Source organism: Nonomuraea sp. NPDC052129 (assembly GCF_040680095.1).
Classification (GTDB): Bacteria; Actinomycetota; Actinomycetes; order Streptosporangiales; family Streptosporangiaceae; genus Nonomuraea.
Window position 1 is genome coordinate 1 of sequence record NZ_JBFAVX010000014.1, and the last position, 14,874, is coordinate 14,874.

The following is a 14,874-nucleotide window of genomic DNA, read 5'->3' on the forward strand; positions in this document are numbered from 1 at the left end:
GGGGACCCCCCCCCGTGATAGTGGATCACGTGGCCCCCCGGTGGGGGCCGCCCGGGGGGAAGAGGGGCGGGCTGTGTCGGCGGCGGCGCGGGGGGCGCCCCGGGCGCCCCCTGGATCCGCGAGATCCCCCTGTACAGCGCCTGGCTCAGCAGCAGGTTGACCGTGATCAGCAGCACGGTCGAGGTCAGCAGGAACAATCCGGAGTAGATCAGCGTGAGCCGTACCCGGACCGTCGTCACAACACGTATCCCGCGCCGGGAACCGTCTGGATGCAGGCCGGTTCGCCCAGCTTCGCGCGTAAGCGGCTGATCACCACCCGCACCACCGTCGTGAACGGGTCCACGTTCTCGTCCCACGCTTCTTCGAGCAGCCGTTCAGAGCTCACGACCGCGCCGTCCGCCCTCATCAGCACCTCAAGGACGGCGAATTCCTTGAGCGACAGGTGCAGATGCCGCCCGTCCCGCGAGGCCTGCAGCCGGTGGGCGTCGAGCACGATCCCGTGCCGCGTCAGCACCGGCGGCACCTGCGCCTGGCTGCGCCGCCCCAGCGCCCGCACCCGGGCGACCAGCTCGGCGTAGTCGAACGGCTTGGGCAGGTAGTCGTCGGCCCCCATCCCGAGACCGGCCACCCGCTCCGGCACCGCCGCGGCCGCCGTCATCATCAGGATCCGCGTACGGCTGCCGCGCGCCACCAGCTCACGGCACACGAGGTCACCGTGTATCCCGGGCAGGTCCCGGTCCAGCACGAGGACGTCGTAGTCGCTCACCGCCAGCCGCTCCGCCGCGGTGGCCCCGTCGTACACCACGTCGACGGCCATGGCGTGGCGGCGCAACCCCACCGCCACGAGATCGGCCAGATCGCGTTCGTCTTCGGCCACCAGCACCCGCATGTCGACGTTCGTACCCGAATCGGGGTAACAGCGGCGTTAACGGATCCGTTCACGGCCGTGCAATCCGCTTCCCGTCACGCTGGCGGCCATGATCAGACTCCTCTGCACCGCCGTGCTGACGGCGGCCTGCGCCCTGGCCGCGCCCGCGTCCTCGCCGGCCGCCGCCTCAGACGACCGCTGCGCCGCCGCCACGTCGCCACCGCCGCAATCGGCGCCACCCACCTCGGTGAACACCCTCCGGCAGGCTTACTTCTGTGTGCTGGACCATTACTACAGCGGTCCGGCCATGGATCCGAAGGCCCTGCTGAAGAGCGCTTTCGCCGCCTACACCCAGGACCTGATGCGGCGCGACGCCGACCGGGCCGACCTCCGGCTGCCCGAACTGACCGGGAACCGCGACACCGACTGGGCCGCCTTCGCGCAAGTCCTCGGGGCCGGTGACGTGTCCGCGCTGCGCGCCGCGATCACCGGGATGATCGCCGGACTGCACGACAACCATGCCCGCGCGGTCCGGCCGACTCCCCCGCCGGAAGGGGGGCCGACCGGAACGGGCATCGTGGGCGTGTCAGCCGCGCAGGGCCCGCAGCTCGACCCGGCCGCCAAGCCGCCGTTGTTCATCACCCGCGTCCTGCCCGGCAGCCCCGCCGCCAAGGCCGACATCAGGCCCGGCGACATCATCGTCAAGGTCAACGGCATGCCGGCGTTCATCGGGAACACCGCGAACCAGAGCATCGTCAACGCCTTCGCCGCCGACACGGTAACGCTCACGCTCAAGCGCCCTACGACGGGACGGACCCGCACCATCGATCTCAAGGAGGGCCCCATCACGGTGCAGCCTCCGGGGGTGACGTCGAAGACGCTTCCCGGCGGCGTCGCGTACATCCAGCTGCCCGGGTTCTTCGAAGGCGCCGCCGACCAGGTCATCGCCAAGCTCCAGGGCAAACCGAAGGCGGTGGTCCTCGACCTGCGCGGCAACGGCGGCGGGTCGCCCCGTGAGGTGACGCGGCTGCTCGGCGCCTTCGCCCACGGCAAGGTCACCAGCTACTTCTGCCCGCTCCAGGGAGACTGCGTGCCCAACCGGACCGACGACAGCGTCCCGCTGCTCGGCCTGCGCCTCGTCGTCCTGACCGACCGGGCCTGCGCCTCGGCCTGCGAGGACTTCAGCGCGGCCGTCAAGGACAACGGACTGGGCACCCTCATCGGGACCCGCACCGCGGGAGCCATCTCCGGCCCCGCCGAAGGCTACCTCCTCGACGACGGCAGCCTCCTGCTGCTGCCCAAGGTCCGGCACCTCGGGCCCGCCCGCGAGATCATCGACACGATCGGTGTAGCGGTCGACCACTACGCGCCGATGACCGCCCTTGACCTGGCCACCGGCCGTGACCCGGGCGTGGCGAAAGCGCTCGCGTCGCTGTAGATCCGCGAGCCCGGACGTAGGATCTGCGGCCTAGTCCTCGTCCTCGTCGGCCTCGTCCCACGCCTTGTTGCGGTCGGCGGCGCGCTGCAGGGCGCCGGCCGCCTCTTGCTCGCTCTCGTAGGGGCCCATCCGGTCCTTGTTGGGGCAGCCCTGTTCGGGCTCGACGCGCATGTGCTTGAGGCAGAACCACCACTGGCCATCGCTCACGGGATCAATCCTGCCCCGTAGACTTGCCTTTCATGACGACATTGCTCCAGCCAGGGCGAGTTTCGCCCATTCGAAAGGTCCCCGCGCACATCCAGCGGCCGGAGTACGTCGGCAAGAAGCATCCCAAGACCGGCGAATCCGACGTCAAGACCCCGGAGACGATCGAGCGGATGCGTGTGGCCGGCCGGATCGCGGCGCAGGCGATGGCCGAGGTCGCCAAGCACATCCAGCCCGGTGTCACGACCGACGAGCTGGACCGGATCGGCCACGAGTTCCTTGTCGAGCACGGCGCCTACCCGAGCACGCTCGGCTACAAGGGCTACCCCAAGTCGCTGTGCACGTCGATCAACGAGGTGATCTGCCACGGCATCCCCGATGACACCGTGCTGCGCGACGGCGACATCGTCAACGTCGACATCACCGCCTTCATCGGCGGCGTCCACGGCGACACCGACGCCACCTACCTGGTGGGCGAGGTCGACGAGGAGTCACGGCTGCTGGTGGAGCGCACCCGCGAGGCGATGATGCGGGCGATCAAGGCGGTCGCGCCGGGCCGGCAGCTCAACGTGGTGGGCCGGGTCATCGAGGCGTACGCCAAGCGGTTCGGCTATGGGGTGGTGCGCGACTTCACCGGGCACGGCATCGGCACCACCTTCCACTCGGGCCTGATGGTGCCGCACTACGAGGACCCGTCGCTGCGGGTCGAACTGGTGCCGGGGATGACGTTCACCATCGAACCGATGCTGACGCTGGGCACGATCGACTACGACATCTGGCCCGACAAGTGGACCGCCGTGACCAAGGACCGCAAACGCACGGCTCAGTTCGAGCACACGATCGTGGTGACCGACACGGGCAGTGAGATCCTCACCCTCGCCTAGGCACCACGCCGCTGACAGTGGTGCCCTCGCCCTGCGTGCCGGTGACCGACAGGCTCCCGCCTAGTTCGGTGAACGTGGCCCGCATCCGCGCGATGCCGCGGCCCGCTCTGAGCGTGGTGAAGCCCCGGCCATGATCGCGGATCGTCATCCGGAGGCCGTCCCTGCCCGAGGTCACCGCGACGGAGACAAGGCTCGCGCCGCTGTGCGCCTCGACATTGCCGAGGGCCTCCCGCATGGCGGCCAGCACGCCCGCCCCAATGCGGGACGGCACGTCGGTCGAGGGCAGCGCCCACGTCTCGACGGCGATGCCCGTGCGCTCCGACCACTCCGTCAAGTAGGTCTCCAGCGCCTCCGCCAGGCTTTGCCCCCCGCGCATGCGCGTCTCTTTCGACAACTCTGATCGCCTCTCTGAGCACATGGGGCACACACCGGCCCCCATACCGATGTCCCCATGCGCGTGCGCGCATTTCCCCCCCTCGGGCCTTACGCACACAGCTCATGAGGTTATGCCCGTCTCCCCTGCGAGCAAGGCTACCCGGCGGTTCGGTTACGCGCGGGGGAGGATAGAAGGCCGTGGCCGAACGGCTACTCGGCCCTGTCACTTCTGTTGAGCTTGGCGAGATAGGCGTTGTAGGAGGCAAGTTCGGGGTCGCCCGCGCCGCCGCGATCGGCCTTGCGGTCCGCCCGCCGTGCCTGCCGCTCGTCGTCCTGGTACCACTGCATGGCGATCGCCAGCAGCACCATCAGGGTCGGGATCTCGCCGAACCCCCAGGCGATCGCGCCACCGTTCTGCTGCTCCTCCAGCAGTGGGCCGCCCCACGTACGGCCGAGCTGGTCGTACCAGCCGGAGGCCAGCACGGTGCCGGTCATCATCAGCGCGACGCCGAAGAACGCGTGGAAGGGCATGGTGACGAAGAGGACCAGCAACTTGCCCACGTACGGCAGGCGGTGCGGAGCCGGGTCGACCCCGATGATCGCCCAGAAGAACAGCGAGCCACTGAGCAGGAAGTGCAGGGTCATGAAGATGTGCCCGAGGTGTTCCTCCATTGCCGACTCGAACAGCGGCGTGAAGTACAGCGCGTACGTCGAGGCGATGAAGATGGCCGTCGCGATGCCCGGATGGCCGACGACCTTGACGAACCCGCTGTGCAGGATCGTCGTCAGCCACTCGCGCGGCCCCCGGTCACCGCGCTTGGCGGCCGGCCTGAGCGCGCGCAGCGCCAGCGTGACGGGACCGCCGAGGACCAGGAGGATGGGCACGACCATGGAGAGCGTCATGTGCTCGACCATGTGCACGTCGAACATGACCTTGGCGTAGCGGGCCACACCGCTCTGGGTGGCCACGACCAGCAGCGCCACCCCGCCGAACCAGGCGGCGGTGCGGCCCCACGACCAGCTGTCGCCGCGCCGCATCAACCTGATGACCCCGGCGGCGTAGAGGCCGCCCAGGACGGCGGCGACCACCGCGAAGAACAGGTCGAGCCACCACAGCGAGGCCAGGTTGCCGATCGTGATCGGCGGCGGCATCGGGAACCCGAGCAGGTCGAAGGCCCGGTCGGCGGGCACGCTGACCGGCGGCGGCGCGGTGCGTGAGAGGACGACGGCCAGGCCCATGGTGGCGGCCATGAGCAGCAGCTCACCGCAGGCCAGCCGGGTGAACGCGCCATGGCGGCCGGCGCCCATCCCGGCCAGTGTGCGCTGCCGGTGCCACCAGCCCACGTAGCCGAGCAGGACGAACGCGATGATCTTCGCCACGATCAGCACGCCGTACGCCGACGTCCAGAGATCGGAGACCGAGGTCAGCCGGGCGAGCACGCTGAACACCCCGGACGCGCCGACCCCGATGTAGCACCACAGGGCGAGCCTGGAGAACCTGGCCGCCGCGATCTCCAGCTGCGGCAGCTTCCGTACGGCGTGCAGGGCCACCACGGCGAGGCCGCCCACCCACAGCGACAGCGTGAGCAGGTGCAGCGCCAGCCCCGAGGTGGCCAGGTCGTGGTTGGGCGAGGAGGAGGAGTGACCGGTGAGCGCGGGCGGCAGCAGCGTGGCCAGCGCGAGCACCAGCAGACCGGCCGCGGCCCCGGCGGTGATGGCACCGCGCGAGAACAGCGCGATCGCCACCCCGAACAGCACCACGAGCGTCAGCGCGATGCCCTGGCCGAACTGGGTGGCGAAGCCGGTCAGGTAGTTGGACTCGAAGATCTCGGTGACCGGACGGGCGAAGAAGTCGGCCGCCCCGAACATGATCGCGGCGAACGCGGCGGCGGCCCAGGACAGCGCGCTCCAGGAGGCGGCCTTGACGTAGCCGAGCGCGGTCTTGCCCAGCAGGCCCTTGTCGTTGGGCAGCAGGAGGGCGGCGGTCAGCAGCAGGCCGATGGTGACCACGCCGGCCGCGTCCATCCACAGCTTGGAGACCGGCAGCCCCCATCGGGTGATCGGCCCGGCATCGGGCAGGCCGGCGATGATCCGGGGGAACGCCGCGCCGCCGGCGACCATGGCGATCACCAGGGCGACGAGCGCCGCCCCCACCGCCGCGAGCGCGAGACGCGCGGCCCTGGTCACGGTTTCTTCTCGTCTCTGGGCGAATCTGTACGCGGCCCGGTCGGCTTCTTGTTCCGCGCGCTGAGCAGGAAGCCGATGCCGACGCCGACGAGCGCGCCGACCACGACGATCAGCCACACGGGGAACGACGTCGAGGCGGCCCCCGCCTGATCGGCCGGCACGGCCGAAGCCGGGGCCTGGGCCTGGGTTTGGGCTGCCGGAGCCTCTGTGACGGGCGCCTGCGGCTGCGCGCTCGGCGACGGCGCACTCGGCGAGGGCGAGGGCGAGGGCGCCCCCTTGACCGTGAACGGGATCTCGCCCTCGATCGGGTGCCCGTCGGAGGAGACGACGCGGTAGGCGATCGTGTATTTCCCATCGGGCAACGCGCCCTTGAGCTCCTGCGTCACCACCTTGCCGTCGGCACGGGGATCGCCGCTCTGGTGAGCGGTGCCTTCGGCGCCGCGGACGACCACGACCGGGATGCGCACGCCCGAGGTGAATTCGAGCTTGACTTCGTCGACGGACTCGACGGTGGCGCCCTTGGCCGGGTCGCTGCTCTTGAGAGCATCGTGGGCCAGGGCCGGTCCGGCGGTGCCCAGCAGGACCAGGGCGGCGATGAACGCGGTGAGAGCCGCGAACGGGGATCTCTTCATGACATCCCCAAGGCTACCGACGTCGCCGCCCGGTCCCGACCTCGCTACAGGCCCGCGCAGGCCAGCGCGCGCTGGTAGGCCTTCACGGCGTTGTCGGCGTCGCCCAGCTGCTCCATGGTCTCGGCGGCGGCGTACCAGGTGGAGGCGACCTTGCCGGTGTCGGGCAGCGGGCTGATCCACTGGCGCACGATGTCGAGCTCATGCTGCGCCTCGCCGAACCTGCCGACCCCACCGTAGGTGCGGCTGAGCATGAGGCGCAGCTCGGCGCCCAGGGTCTTGGCGGTCTCGGGCAGCAACTCGGTGCCGGCCCGCACGTACCTGATCGCCTGCTCATAGTTGCCGTCGAGGATCTCGGCGCGGCCGAGCTCCACCAGGCAGCCGGCGCGGTCGGCCGTGCTGGCGGAAGACTGGGCCAGTTCCTGGTCGGCCTTGATGAGCAGCTGGCGGGCCTCCTTGCGGGCCGACGGCCTGACCCTGAGCAGCAGCGCGGCGTACGCGTTGCGCATCCTGGCGAGGTTGCGCGGCTGACCGTACTCCGACTGGACGGCCAGCGCCCGCTCGGCGAAGCCCAGGGCCTCCTCGCCGTGTCCGGTGGTCTCGGCGACGACGGCGGCATTCCAGCAGGCGGCGACCGTCGATCTCGGCGTGCCGAGCAGGTCGGCCGCGTTCAGCAGCTCGGCGGCGAACTGGCGGGCGCGCAGCAGATCCCCGCGCAACATGTACGCGCCCAGCAGGGTGGCGCCCAGCTCGATGGTCAGGTCGGACCAGGCCGGCCGGCTCGCGCCGCCCAGAATGCCTTCACCGATCGCGACGGCCTCGGTCAGCCTGTCGCTCCTGTGATAGAGACGGCACAGGGCGATGGACACCTCGATGCGGCGGTCGGCCGGGATGTCCTCCTCGTTGATCCGATCGAGGATGGCGATGGCTCCGGCAAGGTCACCGCATGCCTCGGTGGCCAGGGCGAGCCCGAATTCGGTGTCTTGACGTAGAGACGTGAGACCTGTCAGGTTATTGTTCGCCATCAGCTCGGCGAAGCGGGTGCGGGCCTCGGAGACTTCACCGTTCTCCAGGGCCAGCCGCGCGTAGCCGAGGGCGAGTTCGATGTCCTCCATCTGCTCGGCCGTCACGCCGTTGACCAGATAGGAGAGCGAGCAGTCCAGCTTCTGAGCCAGCAACTCCAGGACGGCGGGAGTCGGGGTACGCTTGCCACTCTCAATCAAGGAGACGTAGCTATCCGAGAGTTCGGGGTGCGCAAGTTGCGCCTGCGACAGGCCACGCTGTCGCCGAACCGTCTTAATACGGAGTCCGACCAGGTCAGATGTGGTCACAGTCGCCGCTCCTTGAGATGATGAAACGCTCTACCCATAGGCGAGGGAGACCCCACATGCGTATGCGTCTTATCTTGTCCGCACTTGCTGCCATGGCTGCGACCGTACTGGTCGCAGGAAGCAATGCTACGACTGCGAACGCCCAATCGTCTCCTGCTGTCAGCTTTGATGTCCCAATATGCTGCTAGGTGATCATTGGCCGCTTAACCGGATGATGCCATCAGCAACTCAGCGTGATCACCGTGCCGCTTGTCGTAATCGCTTTCAGCCTGCCCGGAGGGCCAGGAAGAAGTCGACCCGGTCTGTCATCGTCGACAGATCGCGGCCGGTCAGCTCCTCCACCCGCTTGATCCGGTAACGGACAGTGTTGACGTGCACGTGCATCCGCTCCGCGCACGCGTTCCATGAGCCGGCGCAGTCGAGGAACGTGCCGAGCGTACGCACCAGCTCCGACTGGTGCCGCCCGTCGTAGTCGAGCAGCGGCCCGAGCAACCGATCGGCGAACGAGCGCCGCACGTCGCCAGGGGTCGTGGCCAGCAGGAGGGCGTGCGTGTAGATCTCGTCACTCGTCACCACCCCGCCGCCGCGCACCTCCGCCAGCCGCCGGGCGTGCCCGGCCTCCTTGACCCCGCCCTTCACGGCCGCCGCGCCGGTGAGCGCGCCGCTCAGTCCGACGCAGATCCGCGTGCCGGGCAGCGCGGACAGCACCTCCGCCCCGGCGCTCAGCCGCTCGGCCACCCCGCTCACGGTCGAGCCCCGCAGCGGCACCAACCCCACCGCGCCGTCGGTCCGTACCGCGTCTTCCGCCCGCACCGTGCCTTTCGCCCGTGCTGCGCCTTCCGTCTGTACCGCGCCTTCCGTCTGTACCGCGCCTTCCGTCTGTACCGCGCCTTCCGTCTGTACCGCGCCTTCCGTCAGTACCGCGGCGACGATCTCGCGGTTCAGCAGCTCCTCCACGGCCTGCCCACCCAACATCGCCGCATCCGGATCACCTGGCCGGCCCGCCGTGAGGACGGTGGCGTTCACGATCGCGTACGGCTCGGCGGCGTCGAGCCCGCAGGTGCGGAGCCTGGCGTCCAGCTCGGCCGGGCCCGCCTCCGCCAGCGCGGCCGTGACGAGCTGCTCGGCCAGCCGCCGTTCGACCCGGCGCCCCTCCTCTATCCGGCTGTGCTCGACCGCGACGCAGGCCGCCAGCTCGTAGCCGAGGTCGGGCCGGTCCAGCAGGTCGCCGTCGCAGGCCAGCACCCAGCCCGCGGCCCGGTGGCCACGCCCGACGCTGAAGATCGTGTGCTCGCCGACGCGGCAGGGCAGCCGGGACGCCGTCAGGTACGCGCGGGCCAGTCGTACCGGATCCTCGGCGGAACCCACGATCACCCGGCCGGAGGCGGAGACGACGGCGCCCGTGACGCCCAGCTCCGCGGCGGTCAGCGCGAACAGCTCAGGCAGCGCGGCGCCCTCGGCCACGGCGGTGAGCAGCCTGCGGTGACGGCCGAGCGCGTCGCGCGCGTCGCCGGACAGGCGGGGCACGACGAGCTCCGCGAGCGTACGGAAGGAGACCTCGGTGGGCACCTCCACGAGCGTCAGCCCGGCCGCCGCGCACGCCGCCACGAGGTCTTCCGGAACATGACCGAGCCACGCCTGCCCCGCGCCGAGCGCGGCCACCCCGGCCTCTGCCAGCGCGGCGACGAAGCGGGTCGCGTCGTCCGGTGACGTGCGCCACATCATCCCCGTGAGCACCAGCTCGCCGCCCGACAGGTAGCGCCCCGGCTCGGGCAGGTCGGTGATGTGCACGCCGGTGAACTCCGTGGCCGGGTCGCCGGTCAGGAGCCTGAGGCGCAGCTCGCCGATGGCCAGCAGGTCACTGATGCGCACTTGGAGGAATATACAAGTCGGCCCGCCAAGCTCTGACCGGGATTTAACGTCACACGCATAGGACCGCCGCCACGCTGGTGCTCTACTCGGAGAATGACCGAAACGTCGAGCGAGACGCGGCGGCTCGAGTCCATGGGCGTGGGTGAGAGCGCCCAGCGGCCGGACGCCACACTGAAGGTGACGGGCGAGTTCGCCTACGCCTCCGACCTGTGGCTCGATGGCATGGCGTGGGGCGTGACGCTGCGCAGCCCGCATGTCTCTGCGTGGATCCGCTCGATCGACGTGGGGCCCGCGCTGGCGATGCCCGGGGTGTTCACGGTGCTGACGCACGAGGACGTGCCCGGCGAGAAGTTCTACGGCCTGGAGCTAAAGGACCAGCCCGTGCTGGCCATCGACCAGGTCCGCTACCAGGGCGAGCCGGTCGCGCTGGTGGCCGCCGACCACCCGGAGACCGCGCGCAGGGCCGCGGCGGCGATCGTGGTCGAGTACGAGCCCCGTCCCGCCGTAACAGACCCCCGTGAGTCCCGAAATTTCGTACGACATCAGCCGGTGCGGGTGGGCGACACCTTCGAGGCGGACGTCGTGGTGTCGGCCGAGTACGAGGTCGGCATGCAGGACCAGGCGTTCCTCGGCCCCGAGTCCGGCCTGGCCGTCCCCGCCGAGGACGGCGGCGTGGACCTGTACATCGCCACCCAGTGGCTGCACGTGGACCGCGACCAGCTCGCCCCCTGCCTCGGGCTGCCGCCGGAGAAGGTACGGCTGACGCTGTCGGGCGTCGGCGGCGCGTTCGGCGCCCGCGAGGACCTGTCGATGCAGGCGCACGCCTGCATGCTGGCGCTCCGGCTGAACCGTCCCGTGAAGATCGTCTACAACCGCGAGGAGTCGTTCTACGGCCACGTACACCGCCACCCCGCCTGGATGCGCTACGAGCACGGCGCCACCCGTGACGGCAAGCTCGTCTACGTCAAGGCCGACATCCTGCTCGACGGCGGCGCGTACTGCTCCTCCTCCCCCGCCGTCGTCGGCAACGCCGCCTCGCTCGGCGCCGGCCCGTACGAGGTGCCGAACGTCCGGATCGACGCCACCGGCGTCTACACCAACAACCCGCCGTGCGGGGCGATGCGCGGGTTCGGCGCGGTGCAGGCGTGCTACGCGTACGAGTCGCAGATGGATCTCCTGGCCGAGGCGTGCGGCCTGTCGCCGGTCGAGATCCGGGTGCGCAACGCGGTTTCGCAGGGCTCGTCCCTGGTCACCGGGCAGATCATCGACTCACCCGCGCCGCTGGCCGGCATGCTCCGCGACCTGGCCGCGATGCCCCTGCCGCCCTCCCGGGAGTCCGATCTGCGCGCGCTGCCGGGCGGTGTCTCGCAGACCACCCACGGCGAGTCCGTACGGCGAGGCGTCGGGTACGGCGTGGGCATCAAGAACATCTGCTTCTCCGAAGGCTTCGACGACTACTCGACGGCCCGGGTCCGGGCCGAGCTGATCGGCGGCGAGCCGCACGTCACCGTGCACACCGCGGCGGCCGAGGTCGGCCAGGGCCTGGTGACGATCCAGGCCCAGATCGCCAGGACCGAGCTCGGCGTCGAGAACGTGACCGTGGCGACGGCCGACACCACGGTGGGCTCGGCGGGCTCGTCGTCGGCCTCGCGGCAGTCGTACGTCACCGGCGGGGCGGTGAAGGCGGCCTGCGAGGCCGTTCGGGCGCGCTTCGAGGGGCTGCCGGCCAGGGAGGCGCTGGAGAAGTACGGGACGATCGAGGAGACGCGGGAGTATCGGCACCGGCCCACGTTCCCGATGGACCCCGAGACCGGGCAGGGTGACTCGCACACCCAGCTCGCCCTGTGCGTGCACCGGGCCGTGGTGGACGTGGACGTCGAGCTGGGCCTGGTCAAGGTGGTCGAGCTGGCGGCCGTACAGGATGTGGGACGGATCATGAACCCGCAGGCGCTGGAGGGCCAGATCCACGGCGGCTCGGCGCAGGGGCTCGGGCTGGCGCTGATGGAGGAGATCCAGATGCGTGACGGGCGACTGCTGAACCCGTCGTTCACCGACTACCTGATTCCCACCATTCTCGACATGCCGCCGATGGCGCTGAAGATCCTGGAAAATCCCGACCCCGCCGCTCCGTACGGGTTGCGTGGCGCGGGTGAGCCGCCCACACTCTCGTCCACGCCCGCCATCGCGGCGGCGGTGCGGGCGGCGACCGGACTGCGGTTGACGCGCGTTCCCATCAGACCGGAAGATATCGCCTTGGTTAATGGGCGGATCGACTACGGGGAGGAATCCGATGACCAGCGCACGTGACGCGGCCAAGGCAGAGTTCGAGCGGTACGACACCGACGGTGACGGCCTGCTGTCGACCAGCGAGATCAGGCAGGTCAACGCGGCCCTCGGCGGGCACGGCGTCACCGACGCGGAGATCAGCGCGTTCATCGACGCCATCGACAAGGACGGCGACGGCCGGATCGGCCTGGAGGAGTTCGTCGGCCTGGTGGGCGGCGGCAAGCACGAGGCGTGATCGGCGCCGTGTGGGACCGGCCGGAGGGATGATCACGTTCCCGGCCGGGTAGGGCACCCGGCACTCCCCCTTGATCGCGAGGGGGAATGGCCGTGCTCGACAGGTTCTTCGAGCTCTCCGGCCGGTCGACGACGGCCGGACGCGAGGTGCGCGGCGGCATCACCACATTCATGGCGATGGCCTACATCATCCTGCTCAACCCGATCATCCTGGCCGGGGCCCGTGACGTCACCGGCGCCAGGCTCTCGATCGTCCAGCTCACCACCTCGACCGCCTTGGCGGCGGCCGTCTCGACGCTGCTCATGGCCTTCATCGGCAACGCGCCGTTCGGGCTGGCGGCCGGGCTCGGCCTGAACGCGGTGGTGGCCTACCAGGCCGCGCCCCACATGACCTGGGCCCAGGCGATGGGCCTGGTCGTCCTCGAAGGACTCGCGATCGTCATCCTGGCCGTGACGGGCCTGCGTACCCTGATCATGAACGCGATCCCGCTGGCGCTCAAGCACGCGATCAGCGTGGGGATCGGGCTGTTCATCGCGCTGATCGGCCTGGTCGACGCGGGCTTCGTGGCGGCGGGCTCCGGCACGCCCGTGCAGCTCGGCGCGACCGGGCACCTGGCGGGCTGGCCGGTCACGGTGTTCTGCTTCGGGCTGCTCCTGATGATCGTCCTGTACGTACGCAGGACCCCGGCGGCCATCCTCATCAGCATCGCGGTGACTACTGTCCTGGCCGTGGTCGTGAACTCACTGGCCACCATCGACCCCAAGACCTGGGGCGTGGTGACACCCCGGGTGCCTGCGTCGCTGGTCGCGGCACCCGACTTCGGGCTGGTGGGACGGTTCGACCTGTTCGGCGGGTTCGTGAGCGCGGGGGCGCTGACGGCGGCCGTGGTGCTGTTCACGCTGATTCTGTCCGGGTTCTTCGACGCGATGGGCACGATCATCGGCGTCAGCGACGAGGCCGGGCTGGTGGACGAGCAGGGGCGGGTGCCGCGGCTGGGCGCGATCCTGACCGTGGACGGGGTCGCGGGCATGATCGGCGGTGCGACCAGCTCGTCGGCGAACACCGTCTTCGTCGAGTCGGCCGCCGGCGTGGGCGAGGGGGCCAGGACCGGGCTGGCCAGCGTGGTGACCGGGGCGCTGCTGGGCCTGGCCCTGCTGTTCACACCGCTGGCCGGGATGGTGCCCGCGGCCGCGGCGGCGCCCGCGCTGGTGCTGGTCGGGGCGCTGATGATGACGCAGAGCAGGAACGTGCCCTGGGAGGACCTGGAGCTGGCCGTGCCCGCGTTCCTGACGATCGCGCTGATGCCGTTCACGTACTCGATCACGAACGGGGTGGGGGCCGGGGTGATCTCCTACACGCTGATCAAGGCGGCTCGGGGGAAGTTCGCCGAGATTCCGTGGCTGCTGTGGGTGGTCTCGCTGATCTTCCTGGCCTATTTCGGGATCACCGCGCTGGAGGAGCTGTTCGGGTAGTTGTTTGGGTGGGTGTCAGCGGATGTCGGCGGTGTTGCAGGCCACGTTGTTCTTGTCGAGGTCGGGGTACCAGGCGTACTCGGGGTGGACGCCCTTGGTGTACGGGCCGTCGCCGGCGGCGACGGCCGCCTTGCAGCTCGCGTAGTGGGGGTCCAGGCTGCCCCGGACGGGAGAGGTGGCACGGCTGGCCGGGGCGGAGGCGCCTGAGGTCGGCGCTCCCGCGTTGGGCACGCCCGTCGTGCCCGTAGTGCCCGTGGGGGCCTGGCCTGTGGTGGTCGGCGCTCCACCGGTCGGCGCTCCACCCGTTGGGGCTCCACCCGTTGGCGCTCCACCCGTCGGTACCCCCGCGGTCGGGGCGGCGTCGGTCGGCGCTCCGTTGGTCGGCGCTCCGCCGGTCGGCGCTCCGCCGGTCGGCGCTCCGCCGGTCGGCGCTCCGCCGGTCGGTGCTCCGGGCGACGGCGAGGAGCCGAGCAGACTCGCGGCCAGGGCCTCGGCCGCCGCCTTGTCGAAGCCCACGATGCTCAGGCTGTCGCCGTCCATGGGCTGCGTGACGATCGGTGCCGCCAGAACGGTCTTGGGCACCAGGACGACCGCCACCTGCCGCTGGTCGGTCACCAGCTCGTCGATGAGGTCCGACACCTTCTGCTTGAACGCGGGCGCGATCGCGATGCGCACCGAGTAGGTGCCGTCCTTCTCGCGTACGGCCTCGATCCGCTGTACGGCGTTGACCGTGACCCCGTCCTCCAGCAGGTAACAGGTGGTCTGCTCCTTGTCGAGCACGGCCGTGATACCCGGGCACGGCGCCGGCTTGGTGTCTCTGACCGGCGCGAAGTGGATCGGCGTCGCCAGCCGCTGCGGCGGGACGCCCCCCAGGATCGGCGCGTCGGGGCTTCTGGTCATCAGGACGGCGACCGTCCCCAGCACGCCGGAGATGAGCACGACGATCACCAGCGAGACGATCAACACGATGGTGGTGAATCTGCTGGCCTTGGGTTCTCCGGGCTCTCCGGGCTCCGCGGGTGGCGGCTCTTCCGGCTTCTCCATCGTTGGCGACCCCATCCTGACGTTCGGGCTGCGGGTGAGCCTATCGAGG

Annotated in this window: 13 protein-coding genes and 1 pseudogene; 5 read left to right on the forward strand and 9 right to left on the reverse strand. The window is 70.4% G+C overall.

From position 1 onward, the window contains the following. Both AB0L53_RS28375 and AB0L53_RS28380 read right to left on the reverse strand, forming a co-directional pair. Positions 1-239: pseudogene (locus AB0L53_RS28375) on the reverse strand (hypothetical protein); the annotation flags it as partial. Continuing rightward, positions 236-889: a response regulator transcription factor gene (locus tag AB0L53_RS28380; protein WP_363999851.1), complete on the reverse strand. Its 654-nt coding sequence runs from the start codon at positions 887-889 to the stop codon at positions 236-238. The gene AB0L53_RS28380 and the pseudogene AB0L53_RS28375, both read right to left, overlap by 4 nt. A gap of 88 nt (positions 890-977) precedes the next feature. On the opposite strand from AB0L53_RS28380, the gene AB0L53_RS28385 reads away from it, so the two are divergent. Beyond that, on the forward strand, positions 978-2,306 hold the full coding sequence (locus tag AB0L53_RS28385) for a S41 family peptidase (protein ID WP_363999855.1): 1,329 nt from the start codon (positions 978-980) through the stop codon (positions 2,304-2,306). A 30-nt stretch (positions 2,307-2,336) separates the two neighbouring features. Here AB0L53_RS28385 and AB0L53_RS28390 read toward each other — a convergent pair whose 3' ends face one another. Next, positions 2,337-2,513 (reverse strand): hypothetical protein, encoded by a 177-nt coding sequence (locus AB0L53_RS28390; protein WP_358450280.1) that lies wholly within the window; start codon positions 2,511-2,513, stop codon positions 2,337-2,339. Between the two features lie 32 nt (positions 2,514-2,545). Between AB0L53_RS28390 and map the strand changes: the two genes are divergently transcribed. Further along, positions 2,546-3,394, forward strand: a complete 849-nt coding sequence (map, locus tag AB0L53_RS28395; RefSeq protein ID WP_363999858.1) for a type I methionyl aminopeptidase — start codon at positions 2,546-2,548, stop codon at positions 3,392-3,394. Here the strand turns inward: map and AB0L53_RS28400 are convergent. The 5 genes from AB0L53_RS28400 to AB0L53_RS28420 all read right to left on the reverse strand — a co-directional run bounded on the left by AB0L53_RS28400 (position 3,381) and on the right by AB0L53_RS28420 (position 9,788). Continuing rightward, positions 3,381-3,770 carry a hypothetical protein gene (locus tag AB0L53_RS28400; RefSeq protein ID WP_363999861.1) on the reverse strand — a complete coding sequence of 130 codons (390 nt, stop codon included), beginning with the start codon at positions 3,768-3,770 and terminating at the stop codon, positions 3,381-3,383. The genes map and AB0L53_RS28400 overlap by 14 nt on opposite strands. A gap of 209 nt (positions 3,771-3,979) precedes the next feature. Next, on the reverse strand, positions 3,980-5,956 hold the full coding sequence (locus AB0L53_RS28405; protein ID WP_363999863.1) for a cytochrome c oxidase assembly protein: 1,977 nt from the start codon (positions 5,954-5,956) through the stop codon (positions 3,980-3,982). Further along, complete coding sequence (locus AB0L53_RS28410; protein ID WP_363999866.1) at positions 5,953-6,588, reverse strand: copper resistance CopC family protein; 636 nt, start codon at positions 6,586-6,588, stop codon at positions 5,953-5,955. Before AB0L53_RS28410 ends, AB0L53_RS28405 begins: the two co-directional genes overlap by 4 nt. 44 nt (positions 6,589-6,632) lie before the next feature. Beyond that, positions 6,633-7,916 carry a helix-turn-helix transcriptional regulator gene (locus AB0L53_RS28415; protein ID WP_363999869.1) on the reverse strand — a complete coding sequence of 428 codons (1,284 nt, stop codon included), beginning with the start codon at positions 7,914-7,916 and terminating at the stop codon, positions 6,633-6,635. A gap of 264 nt (positions 7,917-8,180) precedes the next feature. After that, positions 8,181-9,788, reverse strand: coding sequence for a helix-turn-helix domain-containing protein (locus AB0L53_RS28420; protein ID WP_363999872.1), 1,608 nt, complete (start codon positions 9,786-9,788; stop codon positions 8,181-8,183). Positions 9,789-9,881: 93 nt separating this feature from the next. On the opposite strand from AB0L53_RS28420, the gene AB0L53_RS28425 reads away from it, so the two are divergent. From AB0L53_RS28425 to AB0L53_RS28435, 3 genes are all read left to right on the forward strand, one after another. After that, positions 9,882-12,095 carry a molybdopterin cofactor-binding domain-containing protein gene (locus AB0L53_RS28425; protein WP_363999874.1) on the forward strand — a complete coding sequence of 738 codons (2,214 nt, stop codon included), beginning with the start codon at positions 9,882-9,884 and terminating at the stop codon, positions 12,093-12,095. Beyond that, positions 12,079-12,309, forward strand: a complete 231-nt coding sequence (locus AB0L53_RS28430; RefSeq protein ID WP_363999876.1) for an EF-hand domain-containing protein — start codon at positions 12,079-12,081, stop codon at positions 12,307-12,309. Before AB0L53_RS28425 ends, AB0L53_RS28430 begins: the two co-directional genes overlap by 17 nt. Positions 12,310-12,395: 86 nt before the next feature. Further along, positions 12,396-13,781: an NCS2 family permease gene (locus AB0L53_RS28435; protein WP_363999878.1), complete on the forward strand. Its 1,386-nt coding sequence runs from the start codon at positions 12,396-12,398 to the stop codon at positions 13,779-13,781. A gap of 15 nt (positions 13,782-13,796) precedes the next feature. On the opposite strand, the gene AB0L53_RS28440 is transcribed toward AB0L53_RS28435, so the two are convergent. Next, positions 13,797-14,825, reverse strand: a complete 1,029-nt coding sequence (locus tag AB0L53_RS28440; RefSeq protein WP_363999880.1) for an excalibur calcium-binding domain-containing protein — start codon at positions 14,823-14,825, stop codon at positions 13,797-13,799. Positions 14,826-14,874: the final 49 nt, after the last annotated feature.